General features: G+C 67.7%; 13 protein-coding genes. 7 read left to right on the plus strand and 6 right to left on the minus strand.

Translation table 11 applies throughout. From position 1 onward, the window contains the following. A partial coding sequence (locus tag H9654_RS14700; protein WP_191771609.1) for a 5'-3' exonuclease occupies positions 1 to 907 on the minus strand: 907 nt, incomplete at its 3' end. A 35-nt stretch (positions 908 to 942) separates the two neighbouring features. Further along, on the minus strand, positions 943 to 1524 hold the full coding sequence (locus H9654_RS14705) for a nitroreductase family protein (RefSeq protein ID WP_191771568.1): 582 nt from the start codon (positions 1522 to 1524) through the stop codon (positions 943 to 945). 463 nt (positions 1525 to 1987) lie between these two features. Here H9654_RS14705 and H9654_RS14710 point away from each other — a divergent pair, with 463 nt between their 5' ends. From H9654_RS14710 to H9654_RS14720, 3 genes are all read left to right on the plus strand, one after another. Continuing rightward, on the plus strand, positions 1988 to 4285 hold the full coding sequence (locus H9654_RS14710) for a DUF1631 domain-containing protein (protein ID WP_191771610.1): 2298 nt from the start codon (positions 1988 to 1990) through the stop codon (positions 4283 to 4285). A 303-nt stretch (positions 4286 to 4588) separates the two neighbouring features. Next, positions 4589 to 5029, plus strand: coding sequence for a hypothetical protein (locus tag H9654_RS14715; RefSeq protein WP_191771570.1), 441 nt, complete (start codon positions 4589 to 4591; stop codon positions 5027 to 5029). Positions 5030 to 5297: 268 nt separating this feature from the next. Then, positions 5298 to 6383, plus strand: coding sequence for an NAD(P) transhydrogenase subunit alpha (locus H9654_RS14720; RefSeq protein WP_191771572.1), 1086 nt, complete (start codon positions 5298 to 5300; stop codon positions 6381 to 6383). Between the two features lie 205 nt (positions 6384 to 6588). Here the strand turns inward: H9654_RS14720 and H9654_RS14725 are convergent, their stop codons facing one another. From H9654_RS14725 to H9654_RS14735, 3 genes are read right to left on the minus strand one after another with little or no spacing between them, the layout of a single operon-like run. Beyond that, positions 6589 to 7023 carry a DUF3106 domain-containing protein gene (locus H9654_RS14725; RefSeq protein ID WP_191771574.1) on the minus strand — a complete coding sequence of 145 codons (435 nt, stop codon included), beginning with the start codon at positions 7021 to 7023 and terminating at the stop codon, positions 6589 to 6591. Between the two features lie 4 nt (positions 7024 to 7027). Continuing rightward, on the minus strand, positions 7028 to 7354 hold the full coding sequence (locus H9654_RS14730; protein WP_191771576.1) for a hypothetical protein: 327 nt from the start codon (positions 7352 to 7354) through the stop codon (positions 7028 to 7030). Beyond that, positions 7351 to 7929, minus strand: coding sequence for an RNA polymerase sigma factor (locus tag H9654_RS14735; protein ID WP_191771578.1), 579 nt, complete (start codon positions 7927 to 7929; stop codon positions 7351 to 7353). Before H9654_RS14735 ends, H9654_RS14730 begins: the two co-directional genes overlap by 4 nt. A gap of 96 nt (positions 7930 to 8025) precedes the next feature. Between H9654_RS14735 and H9654_RS14740 the strand changes: the two genes are divergently transcribed. Further along, positions 8026 to 8346, plus strand: a complete 321-nt coding sequence (locus H9654_RS14740) for an NAD(P) transhydrogenase subunit alpha part 2 (RefSeq protein WP_042613078.1) — start codon at positions 8026 to 8028, stop codon at positions 8344 to 8346. After that, entirely contained in the window at positions 8343 to 9803 is a 1461-nt protein-coding gene (locus tag H9654_RS14745; protein ID WP_182657535.1) for an NAD(P)(+) transhydrogenase (Re/Si-specific) subunit beta, read from the plus strand. The genes H9654_RS14740 and H9654_RS14745 overlap by 4 nt, the downstream gene beginning before the upstream one ends. Positions 9804 to 10029: 226 nt before the next feature. Here the strand turns inward: H9654_RS14745 and H9654_RS14750 are convergent, their stop codons facing one another. Then, on the minus strand, positions 10030 to 10461 hold the full coding sequence (locus H9654_RS14750; protein WP_182657534.1) for a hypothetical protein: 432 nt from the start codon (positions 10459 to 10461) through the stop codon (positions 10030 to 10032). Between the two features lie 121 nt (positions 10462 to 10582). On the opposite strand from H9654_RS14750, the gene sufT reads away from it, so the two are divergent. Both sufT and H9654_RS14760 read left to right on the plus strand, forming a co-directional pair. Then, entirely contained in the window at positions 10583 to 11134 is a 552-nt protein-coding gene (gene sufT, locus H9654_RS14755; RefSeq protein WP_042613066.1) for a putative Fe-S cluster assembly protein SufT, read from the plus strand. A 66-nt stretch (positions 11135 to 11200) separates the two neighbouring features. Continuing rightward, entirely contained in the window at positions 11201 to 12295 is a 1095-nt protein-coding gene (locus H9654_RS14760; RefSeq protein WP_101099636.1) for a branched-chain amino acid aminotransferase, read from the plus strand. The last annotated feature ends 112 nt before the right edge of the window (positions 12296 to 12407 follow it).

Genomic DNA, 12407 nt, shown 5'->3' on the forward strand with positions numbered 1-12407 from the left:
GCCGGCGGCGGGTCAGCGGGCCGAAGCGGAGAGTGCTGCACAGGCCTTCCAGCAGTTCGCCGTCGGCGTGGCCGCGCGGCATGCCGGCAACGGTGCCATCCAGCGGTGCATTCAATGCGATGGTGGTCAGCTCGCGCCACAGCAAGGCGTGCTCGCGTTGTTCGCGCAGGCGCACCGCCATCTGGCTGGCGCCGCGCAGGCGCAGGAACGGCACCTCGTCCAGGCGTTCGTACAACGCGTCCAGGCTGCCGAAATGGGCCAGCAGCACCGCGGCGGACTTGCTGCCCACGCCGGTGATGCCGGGGATGTTGTCCACCGCATCGCCGCACAGCGCGAGGAAATCGGCGACCTGGTGCGCGTGCACGCCGAGCCGGCCCTTCACCCCGTGCATGTCCCAGCGCACGTTGCGGGCGAAATCCCACTGTTCGTCATGCTGCAGCAGCAGCTGGGACAGGTCCTTGTCGGCGGAAATGATGATGCCGCGGTGGCTGGCCCGGTGCGCGTGCAGGGCGCTGCCGATCAGGTCGTCGGCTTCGTAATCGTGGTGGCCCATGACCGCCAGCCCGAGCGCGGCGCACAGCGCCTTGCAGTGGACGAACTGGCGCCGCAGTTCCTCCGGCGCCGGATCGCGGTTGGCCTTGTAGGCCGGGTACAGGCGGTTGCGATAGCAGCTGTCCAGCGCCTCGTCGAAGGCGATGGCGATGTGCTGCGGGCGCTGGCGCTCCAGCAGTTCCAGCAGGAACCGGGCGAAGCCGTGCACCGCGTTGGTCGGCCAGCCCTGCGCGTCCTGGAACTGGTCGGGCAGCGAGTGCCACGCGCGGAAGATATAGATGCTGGCATCCACCAGGTACAACGGCGGGCGTGCACCGGCTTCAGTGGCAAGCGCCTGCGCGATGCCTTCGGCCATCGGATCCAGCGCGTCCAGCGGGTCCACCCTTGCGCTCACGCCGTGCCCGTCCAGTCCTGCAGCAGCGCGGCGGCATCGGGCCGGTCGCGTTCCGGCACGGGAGTCTTCGGGGTGCCGATGTGGATGAAACCAGCGATCTGTTCCCCTTCGGCCAGGCCCAGATGGGCGTGCACGACCGGGTCGAAGGCCATCCAGGCAGTCAGCCACTGCGCGCCGAAGCCGAACGCCTGGGCGGCCTGCAGCAACGCGAAACAGACGCAGCCGGCGGTCATCAGCTGCTCCTGCTCGGGCACCTTGGCGTCCGGCTTGGGGCTGGCCACCACGGTGATCACCAGCGGCGCGTGCGAGAAGCGCTGCCGATCCTTGTCCAGCTGCGCGGCGGAAATGTCCGGATCGCGTTGCAGGGCGCGCTCGGCCAGGAAGGCGCCGAGGGCATGACGGGCATCCCCGCTGATTTTCAGGAAACGGAACGGCACCCGCTTGCCGTGGTCAGGCACACGCACGGCCGACTGCAACATGCGCAGCAGGGTTTCGGCGTCCGGACCGGGCTCGCCCAGCTGCCGCGAAGGCACGGAACGGCGGGTGTCGAGGGCGAGCAGGGCAGCAGGTTCAGACATGCGGGGGAACCATCCGTTCGGGGCGGAACGCCAGTATAGCGAGCGCCATATGGCGCCCCGCTGAGTCCCCGTAATGTCCGCCATCGTGAACCGCCAAAATGCGAACTGTCTTCACGCTGTAGATGAACGGTTCATCACCATTGCGGCGGTATAGTTCGAGGCCGGACGGGCCGCCGGCCCGTTTACTTCCCCCCAGCGACAACTGTGATGTCCATCATGCCCCCGCCGTGCGCCGAGCGCGTTGCAGCGCTCGCGCTGCAGGCCCCGCAGCGCTTACGATACGTACCTTGCCGGTCGTCTGGTCATGGGGTGCGGAAGTGAGGACTGTTTCACTGTCCGCAGTGGCGTGGACGGCCTACCATCGATCTGCTGGCGCTGGGGAGGCGCGGGCAGTCATGTCATCGTTGTCGTATCGAGATTCTGCGAAGGTGGGGAGCCTTCTCGCATGGTGACGCCCAGTCCGATGGGAGCGCCGGGACGCGACGCGTCCCAGCTCATGCTGGTCCGTGAGGCGGCATTGCCGGCCATCACGCTTGCGTTCACGACCGTGCTTTCGCGGTTTGACGACGTGCTGTTCGATCGCGCCGCTACCGCAGGCGCCTCCCAGCTGTTGTTCCTTGACGGCATGCGTGAACTGCGTCGCCGCCGCCAGGAGATCAGTGACGGTTTCTCCGCCCACCTGCAGCGCAGTTGGACCGCATTTGAAAGCGGCGCGCCGCTGTCGGCGGAAGCGACGCTTTCCGGCCACCGCGACGACGGCCTGAGCCTGGTCGGAGAACACGAACTGGAATCGCGGCTGGCGGTGCGTCAGTTCGCGATGCTGCTGCTGCGTGATTTCAAATCCGTTCTGGGCCGGCTGGACCTGCGCCTGGGCTGGATCGGCGGCGGGCTGGAACTGGACGCCGACACCAATCCGATCAGCCCTGAACAACTGGGCGTGGCCATCCACGAAGCCTTCGCCGGCTGCGAGCTGGCCCCGGAAGTGCGGCTGGTGCTGATCAAGCTGTGCGAGCGCGACCTGCACGCCCCGATCGGCAAAATCTACGAAAAAATCGACGACCACCTGGCCAAGGCCGGGGTGCTGCCGAACGTCTCCGCGCCGCGCCGTGCGGCCCCGCAACGGGCCCCCAGCCCGCCGCCGCAGGGCATGCTCGAGGATCTGGTGGAACAGCGTCATCCGCCCGGCGCTGACGGTGCCGATGGCAGCCAGGGCGCACCGGCATGGGCACAGCGCTTTACCGACCGCTGGGCCCAGCAGCGCGGCAACCTGCAGGGGCACCCCGGTGAAGTCGACGGTGGCCACGGCGGTGCTGGCGGTGAGCAGGGCATGCTGCTGGACGCGCTGCACGAACTGCTGCGACAGACCCGCCATGTGCGCGAGGACGCCACGTCCGCCGCGCAGGTCGCGGTGGGTCAGCAGCGTCCGCTCAGCCAGCGCGAGATGATGTCGGTGCTGTCGCTGCTGCAGGCCACGCCGAGTGCCACGCTGCGCGCGGCGATCGGCGAAGACGGTGAATCGTTGGCACAGCGTCTGAAAAGCGAAGTGCTGTCCAATGCCACCCAACTGGGCGTGGATCCCAGCCAGGCCCGGCTCGATCCGCAGGACGAAGATGCCATCGACCTGGTCGGCATGCTGTTCGACGTGATGCTGGACGAGCGCGAACTGGAAGGCCGTTCGCGCGAGTTGATCGGCCGGCTGGTGGTGCCCTTCGTCAAGGTCGCCATGCTGGACCGCCGCATGTTCGTGCAGAAGACCCATCCGGCCCGCAAGCTGCTCAATTCGCTGGCCGAAGCATGCGAAGGCAACAACGGCGAAAGCCAGGCCGAGCGCGTGCTGATGGGCAAGGTCGAAGAAATCATCGAACGGCTGGTGGCCGAGTTCAACGAGAACCTCGCCATCTTCCTGACCCTGGAAGAAGAGTTCCGCGATTTCCTGGCCCAGCATCGGCGCCGGATTGAAATCGCCGAGCGGCGCGCCGCGGAAACCCAGCGCGGCCAGGAGAAACTGGAAATGGCCCGCGCCCGCGCCAGCGCCGAACTGGACCGTCGCATTGCCGACGCCACGCTGCCGCAGGCGATTGCCGAATTCCTGCGCCAGCCGTGGCAGCACCACCTCACCCTGGCGCTGCTGCGCGAAGGCGAAGAGGGTGCATCGGTAGCCGAAGCCCTGACCCTGGCCGACGGCCTGCTGGACGAAGTAGCCGAAGCGCGCCGCAAGATCGTCGGCAAGCCGTGGCTGCAGGCCTGGCAGCCGGCTTTGGGGCGCGTGTTCGCCAGCGTCGGCGTGCACGGTGATGGCGCCGCGCGCGCCGTCGATGCGTTGCACGACACCCTGCAGAGCATCGCCGAGTCGCGTCCGGAACTGGAGCGCGCGCTGCCGGAACTGCCGCAGGTGGTACTGCCCGTCCCGCCGGCGTCGGATACCGCATCGGTGGAAGTGACCGCATCGGTGGAAGACGACAATTTCGACAATGCGGACGCGGATCGATTCCGCCGCATGGAGATTGGTATCTGGCTGGACTTCATCGACAAGGACGGCAAGGCGCAGGCCGGCAAGCTGTCGTGGATCAGCCCGATCTCGCAGCGCCTGCTGTTCGTCAACCGGCGCGGCGTACGCTTCTGCGTCGCATCGCCGGAAGAACTGGCGGTGATGGTGCGGCTGGGCCGCCTGCGCCCGCACGTGGATGACGGCGCCTTCGACAGTGCCATGCAGGGCGTGATCGATCGCTTGGATCCGCGCGGAAGCACTACCGTCCACTGATTGACGGGTAGCGCCGAGCCATGCTCGGCGGGCGCAGGGTGCCGGTCAGGATGAGCGGCTTAGCCAGGCTCGGCGGTCGCAGGATAAGAGGGACGGAGGGGATTAAGTCGTTGTTGGCCATGCCGATTGCGACTTAATCCCCTCCGTCCCCTTTTTCGTTTTCTCGAAGCTGCTTCTTCTGCGCTGAGAGAGGCACACACGATGAAATGGTGCGCATGACGTTGTTGGCCCTTGATTTGAAGGTAAAGAACGCGCGGAATCGGGGCGATTCCATGGAAGAGCCTCTGGCCGCAGGAACCGACAATGAAGTCCCTCCTGAAATCGCTGTTTTCCCGTCCACCCGCCTTGTCCGACCTGGAGCGATTGATCCTCGACGAGGCGAAAACCTGCCTGAGCCCGGGAACGGCCGTGCTGTGGCAACGCCAGGTGGACGGCATCAATGACGTCCAGCGTGCGGTGGGAGGCGGCACGGTCGCACTGCGCCGCACGGTGCGGGGCCGGCTGGCGGTTGATGAAGCCATCGCTTTTTCCAATAGAGAATCGGCCCTTGATATCGCAGCGGTGGTGCTGGTGGTTGACGGTGGATTTGCGCCGGTAAAGGCGCTGGTCAGCAGCTCTGGTGGGTTTCTTTCCTGCATCAGCTATGACGGCAACGGCGCCTATCTGGAGCAACTGTCGCGGATGAAGCAGGCATTTGATGTGCGCCTTGAGGCGCAGCTGATGACCGATCCGGGAGTGGGCTGAGGACGTCCGGTCTGCCGCTTCGCTCGCCGAGCGTGGCTCGGCGCTACCTGCCTGATCCTGGTGGGTGACGACCGTTGGTCGTCACGCTGTGCTTCCGCCGCTTCGCTCGCCGAGCATGGCTCGGCGCTACCTGCCTGATCCTGGTGGGTGACGACCGTCGGTCGTCACGCTGTGCTTCCGCCGCTTCGCTCGCCGAGCGTGGCTCGGCGCTACCCCCACCCCCAAGCGCGCGCTACCATCGGGGCATCACTCGTTGGCGGGGAAGCGCATGGCCGTAGCGTTGCTGGGAGTAAAGGAAACCGCACCAGGAGAGCGCCGCGTGGCGCTTACCCCGGAAACCGCGAAGAAACTCGCCGCACGCGGTGCCACAGTCTGGTTCGAGGCCGGTGCGGGCACCGCGGCGGGCTTCCCTGACCAGGCCTACCTGGATGCCGGCGCACTGCTGGTCGATGACAGCCGCTGGGCGGATATCGATGCGTTGCTCTGCGTGCAGTCACCCGAGCCGGCGCGGCTGGCGCGGTTGAAGCCCGGTGCCAGCGTGGTCGGGTTGCTGCTGCCGGCGCGCGATGCGGGGCTTGCTGCACTGGCCACCGACACGGGGCTGCAGCTGTTTCCGTTGCAATTGCTGCCGCGTACCACCCGCGCGCAATCGATGGACGTGTTGAGTTCGCAGGCGGGTATGGCCGGTTACAAGGCCACGCTGATCGCCGCCCAACGGGCGCCGCGCTTCTTCCCGATGCTGACCACCGCAGCGGGCACGGTGCGTCCGGCCAAGGTGCTGGTGGTGGGCGCGGGCGTGGCGGGGCTGCAGGCTATTGCCACGGCGCGGCGGCTCGGCGCGCAGGTGGAAGGCTTCGATGTGCGACCGGAAACGCGTGAGCAGATCCAGTCGCTGGGTGCGCGCTTTCTCGACCTTGGCGTCAGCGCGGCCGGCGAGGGCGGCTATGCGCGTGCGCTGACCGATGAAGAGCGCGCGCTGCAGCAGCAGCGGCTGGCCGACCATCTGCGCGGCGTGGACGTGGTGATCTGTACGGCGGCGGTGCCGGGGCGCACGGCGCCGGTGATCCTGAGCAAGGCAATGGTGGAAGGGATGGCGCCGGGCAGCGTGATCGTGGATCTTGCCGCGGAAAGTGGCGGCAATTGTGCGGTGACCGTGCCGGGTGAGTGCATCGAGCACGCTGGGGTGGTGGTGGATGGCCCGTTGAACCTGGCCAGTCTGGGTGCGGCGCAGGCCAGCGAGATGTATGCGCGCAACGTGTTGAACTTCGTCAGCCTGTTCGTGCAAGACGGGGAAGTGCGGTTTGATTGGGAGGATGAGTTGTTGGCGAAGACGCGCTGGGTGGCGGGTGGCTGAGCGGTAATCTCAGCCGCAACGGCGTGACGACCAATGGTCGTCACCTACCGGAGCGACAGCAGGACGGCCAGCGGCCGTCACTACCGAAGCGAGAGCGTGACGACCAACGGTCGTCACCTACCGAGGCGACGGCGTGATGGCCAACGGTCACTACCGGAGCGACAGAAGGACGGCCAACGGCCGTCACTACCGGAGCGTCGGCCCGTCAGTCGCGGTTTCGTGGGGGCGGCGGGTTGTCGCGTACCCATTGGCGGCGCTGGTCGTTGCTCATCGTGCCCCAGCGGGCGCGCAGTTCAGTGCGCTGCTCCGGGGTCATGCCGCGCATCTTGGCGAACAGCGCGCGCGCCTGTTCGCGCTGCTCCGGGCTCATGCCATCGAAACGGCGCATGCCCTTGCGGGCCTGTTCGCGCTGCTCCGGTGTCATCGATTGCCAGCGCTGGCCGTGCTGCAGCATGCGCTGGCGCTGCGCGGGCGGGGCGCTGTTCCAGCGGTCGCGCAGCGGCGCTACCAGTGCGTCGCGCTGGGCCGGGGTCAGCTGTTCCCAGGCCGGCGGCGCGGCCTCCTGCGCGAACGCCTCGCCACCAACGCTCAGCAGTACCAGCAGCACAGGCAACAGGCGGGAAGGCGGATAAACGTTCATCAGGTCACTCCATCGCCAGGTCGGTGCTGGCCAGCCACAGGTAAAGATCGGGGTTTTCATCCAGCGCGGCGCCATCGCTTTCCAGCGCGGCCACCATCGGCGCCGCCGCAGGCAACGGTGAAGGCGGCGAGCGCATCTGCAGGCTCAGCCCGACGCCCAGCGCGGCCACCCCGGCAAAGGCGGTAGCCATCCACCAGGCGGGTCGCCGCCGCGATGCCGCCGTGGCATGCCGCGCGTTGCGCAGGCGCGCCAGGGTGGCGGGCGACAGCGCCTGCACGGCCTGCTGGTGCAGGGCCTGCAACTGGTCGTCGGGGGGCAGGGTGCGGCTCACGTCGGATTCTCCATCAGGGTTCTCAGCGCGTCGCGGGCACGCGCCAAGTGGGTCTTTACCGCGCCTTCGCTGCAGCCCATGGCGCGTGCGGTGGTGGCGCCGTCCAGGTCCTGCAGCACGCGCAGGGTGAAGGCTTCGCGCTGTCGCGGCGGCAGCGCGCGCAGCGCCTGCACCAGCACATCGTACTGTTCGCGCCCGGCATGGACGTCGGCCGGGCCCGGGCCCTCATCGGCCCAGTCCACCGGCTCACCGTCGCTATCCACGTTGTCGCGCCAGAACGGCAGGCGGAAGCGGCGACGGCGCTGCAGGTCGATCACCCGCCGGCGCAGGATGCTCCAGAACAGCGGCGGCCACTCGGCGGCCGGCTTTTCCCGGTAGTCCAGCATGCGGATCAGGCTGTCCTGCACCGCGTCCAGCGCATCCTCGCGATGGCGCAGGCCGGCCTCGGCGAAGCGGAACGCGCGCGGTCCCACCCCGGCCAGGAACTGGTCCAGCGATGCGGGCGGTGCGTCGGCGGTCGGGGCCAGGGGGCTGCTCACCAGCACAGGGTACGGGTCCTTCGTCGGGCTCACCATGGACAACGCGTGCAGGCAGCCTGCGTTGACAGCACAGCGCGCGCGGTTCAGCGCGTGGTTATGATGGGGCCTACATCCAGAGCGGGAGTCGTGCCGGTGAGTGACGGATTCGTGGCGCTGTACATCTTCATGCTGGCGGCCATCGCCGGCCATGTGATCATCTCGCGGGTGCCGGTGATCCTGCATACCCCGCTGATGTCCGGGTCGAACTTCATCCACGGCATCGTGCTGATCGGCGCGATGGTAGTGCTGGGCCACGCGCAGACGCCGCTGGAGAAGATCCTTGGGTTCGTCGCGGTGGTGCTGGGCGCAGGCAATGCCGCCGGCGGTTACGTGGTCACCGCGCGCATGCTGGAAATGTTCAAGCCCAGCGTCAAGCCGGCGCCCACCGACGCCGACAAGGAGCCGCAACCTTGAACGTCAGCACGCCTGAACTGCTGGATTGGCTGGTCAAGACCAGCTACCTCGTCGCTGCCACGCTGTTCCTGCTCGGCCTGCAGCGCATGGCCTCGCCGCTTACCGCCCGCAGCGGCATCCGCTGGGCCGGGCTGGGCATGCTGGTGGCCACCGTTGCCACCTTCTTCCTGCCCGAACTGCACAACATCCCGCTTATCCTGGTCGCGCTGGCGTTGGGCGGCGGATTGGCGTGGTGGTCAGCCGGCAAGGTCGCCATCACCGACATGCCGCAGATGGTGGCGCTGTACAACGGCATGGGGGGCGGTTCGGCCGCGGCCATCGGTGCGGTGGAGCTGCTGCGCTGGTCGGCGCTGGCCAACCGCGATACCAGCCACTGGAGCGCGCAGGCGTTGGCCGACCTGGCCGCGCGCCAGCCTTCGGCGATGGTGCTGACGCTGGCAGTGACCGGTGCGGCCATCGGCGCGGTGTCGCTGTCCGGTTCGGTGATCGCCTGGGCGAAGCTGGACGGTCGCCTGGACCGGCGCATCACCTGGCCCGGCCAGCAGGCGCTGAACATGATCGTGGCGGTGGCCGTGGTGGTGCTGGGCATCATCGCCGCCAGCACGCTGGCACCCTGGGCGATCATCGCCTTCTTCGTGCTGGCCCTGGCGCTGGGCGTGCTGATGACCCTGCCGATCGGCGGGGCGGACATGCCGGTGGTGATCTCGCTGTACAACGCGTTCACCGGCCTGGCGGTGTCTTTCGAAGGCTATGTGCTGGGCAACGAGGCGCTGATCATCGCCGGCATGATGGTCGGTGCGGCCGGCATCCTGCTGACCCGGTTGATGGCCAAGGCGATGAACCGGCCGATCAGCAACGTGCTGTTCTCCAACTTCGGCGGTGGCGCGGGCGGCGAGGCGCAGGAAATCACCGGCGCGCAGAAGCCGATCGATGCCTCCGACGTGGCGGCGATGATGGCCTTCGCCGAACGCGTGGTGATCGTGCCGGGCTACGGCATGGCCGTGGCCCAGGCGCAGCACAAGATCTGGGAGCTGGCGCAGCGGCTGATCGCGCGCGGGGTGAAGGTGAAGTTCGCCATCCATCCGGTGGCCGGCCGCATGCCCGGACACATGAACGTGCTGCTGGCCGAAGCCGGCGTGCCGTACGACCTGATCGCCGACATGGACGACATCAATCCGGAGTTCCCGAGCACGGACGTGGTGCTGGTGATCGGTGCCAACGATGTGGTCAATCCGGTGGCACGCACCGATCCGGCCAGCGTGATCTACGGCATGCCGATCCTGGATGTGGTCAATGCGCGCAACGTGGTGGTGATCAAGCGCGGGCGCGGTACCGGTTTTGCCGGGATCGAGAATGCGCTGTTCTATGCGGACAACACCCGCATGCTGTACGGCGATGGGGCGGCGGCGGCGGGTTCGCTGGTCAGTGAGCTGAAGGGGCTGGATGGGGGGCACTGAGCCCCCTCCCCCGCAAGGGAATGACGGCCAGCGGCCGTCACTACCGGGGACCACAACGGTAGCGCCGGGCCATGCCCGGCGAGCGCAGCGGAAAGCAACAGCGTGACGACCAACGGTCGTCACCCACCAAAGCCGCCCGTCACCCACCAAAGCCGCCCGTCACCCACCAAAGCCGCCCGTCACCCACCAAAGCCGGTCGTCACCCGCCGAACCTGCCGGCGCTGCGTCAGAGGCGCTTCTGCCAGCCCAGCCATGCCGCGAACACCAGCGCCACCGGCAGCCACAGCCAGTCGGCGGTGACGTTGGCCAGCCCCACCAGCGTCCACGCCAGATGCGGGCCCATGCGCAGTGCGGACTCCCAGGGAGTCAGCCCCATCGATCCGCCCAGCCACGCGCTGGCGATGCTCCACCAGGCCAGCGCCGTCACCAGCAGTGTGCCGCCGGCCACCAGCAGGGCGCGCAGCACGCCGCCGCGCAGGGTGCCCAGGCGCAGCATGAACAGCAGTTCCAGCGCCACCACGATCGCCATCCAACCCAGCTGGCGGCCGGTCATCAATGCGAAGAACACCCAGGCCAGCAGGGCCGTGCCAGCGCCGATCAGGTACATCACGGGCCAGAGCCAGGACACGGTCCTGGTGCGTACAGCAGGAGAGGGCATGCGGATTTCCCTTTGGATGCCAACAGGATACTGGGTTTGCCGCAGTGCACGGGCGGGCGCCGGGCCGCTGGGCTAAAATGTCGCCTTGCGCGGCGCGTCCGCAGCCCCCAGATCGAGCCTCATGTATTCCCGTAGCAGTGAACCAGTCCACTTCGAACGCGACTGCGAGGCCGTCATGGTCCCGCAGGGCGAAACGGTGACCCTGCCCGCCGGCAGCTATGGCTATATCACCCAGGCCTTGGGTGGCAGCTATACGGTGTTCGTCGAAGGCAACCTGTTCCGCATCGCGGGGCGGGATGGCGATGCCATCGGCAAGGAGGCCCCGGCACCGCTGGAGCTGCCTGACGACGCCAGCGATGAACAGGTCGAACAACTGGTGTGGCAGCAGCTGCGCACCTGCTTCGACCCGGAGATCCCGTTCAACATCGTCGACCTCGGCCTGGTCTACGAAGTGGAGCTCAAGCACCTGGACGATGGCCGCCGCGAGGTCGACGTCAAGATGACCCTGACCGCGCCCGGCTGCGGCATGGGCGACATCCTGGTCGACGACGTGCGCAGCAAGCTGGAAATCATCCCCACCGTGGCCGAGGCCGACGTGGAACTGGTGTTCGATCCACCATGGGGCCGCCACATGATGTCCGAGTCGGCGCGCCTGGAAACCGGCATGCTCTGACCCGACCGTACGCCGCCCGCGTGGTGGAATCCCGGTAACAACCGCAACCAGAACAGGAAACATCCGGTGTCCCAGTCCAACATCAGCTTCGACGTCACCCGCTCGGCCCATCCGCGCAGCGCCGATGAGCGCGCCGCCATCCTGGAAAAGCCGGGCTTCGGCCTGCATTTCACCGACCACATGGTGGAAGTGCGCTGGGACAAGGACACCGGCTGGCACAACGCCAACGTGCGCCCGTACGGCCCGCTGCTGCTGGATCCGGCCGCCGCGGTGCTGCATTACGGCCAGGAAATCTTCGAAGGCATCAAGGCATACCGGCATGCCGACGGCTCGGTGTGGACCTTCCGTCCCGATGCCAATGGCCGTCGCCTGCAGCGTTCGGCGCAGCGCCTGGCGCTGCCGGAACTGCCGGTGGACATCTTCGTTGAATCGTTGAAGCAGCTGGTCGCGCTGGACAAGGACTGGGTGCCGTCGGCCGACGAATCCAGCCTGTACTTCCGTCCGTTCATGATCGGCGATGAAGCCTTCCTCGGCGTGCGCGGCGCGCACAAGGCCGGTTACTACGTGATCGCCAGCCCGGCCGGCCCGTACTTCGCCAAGGGCGTGGCGCCGGTGTCGATCTGGTTGTCCACCGAGTACGCGCGTGCGGCCAAGGGCGGCACCGGCGCAGCCAAGTGCGGCGGCAACTATGCCGCCTCGCTGCTGCCGCAGCAGAAGGCGCAGGCGCAGGGCTGCTCGCAGGTGCTGTTCCTGGACCCCACCGAAGGCAAGTACCTGGAAGAACTGGGCGGCATGAATGTCTTCCTGGTCTACAAGGACGGCACCCTGGTGACCCCGCAGTTGTCGGGCAGCATCCTGGAAGGCATCACCCGCGAAAGCATCCTGCAGCTGGCGCGCGACCGTGGCATGAAGGTGGAAGAGCGCAAGGTCAGCATCGATGAGTGGAAGCAGGGCGTGGCGTCGGGCGAGATCACCGAAGTGTTCGCCTGCGGCACCGCGGCGGTGGTGACCCCGATCGGCCAGCTGAAGGGCGAAGGCTTCGAAGTCGGCGACATCAACGCGCCGGCCGGCGAAGTGACCCTGTCGCTGCGCAAGGAACTGACCGACATCCAGTACGGCCGCCTGCCGGACCGCCACGGCTGGCTGGTCAAGCTCGCCTGACCGGCTGCAACCGCCAGCGCCGAGCCATGCTCGGCGGATGTGCCCGAAAGCCCGTCCCTGTGACGGGCTTTTTTATTGGCGGTCGATGTCGGCACGGTCATGCCCGGACAGG

This window comes from Stenotrophomonas lacuserhaii (assembly GCF_014836545.1).
Classification (GTDB): domain Bacteria; phylum Pseudomonadota; class Gammaproteobacteria; order Xanthomonadales; family Xanthomonadaceae; genus Stenotrophomonas; species Stenotrophomonas lacuserhaii.

What these genes read in the sequence shown, in the direction of transcription:
- H9654_RS14705 (WP_191771568.1), bottom strand. Translation starts at nt 1,524, where the DNA reads ATGTCTGAACCTGCTGCCCTGCTCGCCCTCGACACCCGCCGTTCCGTG.
- H9654_RS14710 (WP_191771610.1), top strand. Translation starts at nt 1,988, where the DNA reads ATGGGAGCGCCGGGACGCGACGCGTCCCAGCTCATGCTGGTCCGTGAG.
- H9654_RS14715 (WP_191771570.1), top strand. Translation starts at nt 4,589, where the DNA reads ATGAAGTCCCTCCTGAAATCGCTGTTTTCCCGTCCACCCGCCTTGTCC.
- H9654_RS14720 (WP_191771572.1), top strand. Translation starts at nt 5,298, where the DNA reads ATGGCCGTAGCGTTGCTGGGAGTAAAGGAAACCGCACCAGGAGAGCGC.
- H9654_RS14725 (WP_191771574.1), bottom strand. Translation starts at nt 7,023, where the DNA reads ATGAACGTTTATCCGCCTTCCCGCCTGTTGCCTGTGCTGCTGGTACTG.
- H9654_RS14735 (WP_191771578.1), bottom strand. Translation starts at nt 7,929, where the DNA reads ATGGTGAGCCCGACGAAGGACCCGTACCCTGTGCTGGTGAGCAGCCCC.
- H9654_RS14750 (WP_182657534.1), bottom strand. Translation starts at nt 10,461, where the DNA reads ATGCCCTCTCCTGCTGTACGCACCAGGACCGTGTCCTGGCTCTGGCCC.
- sufT (WP_042613066.1), top strand. Translation starts at nt 10,583, where the DNA reads ATGTATTCCCGTAGCAGTGAACCAGTCCACTTCGAACGCGACTGCGAG.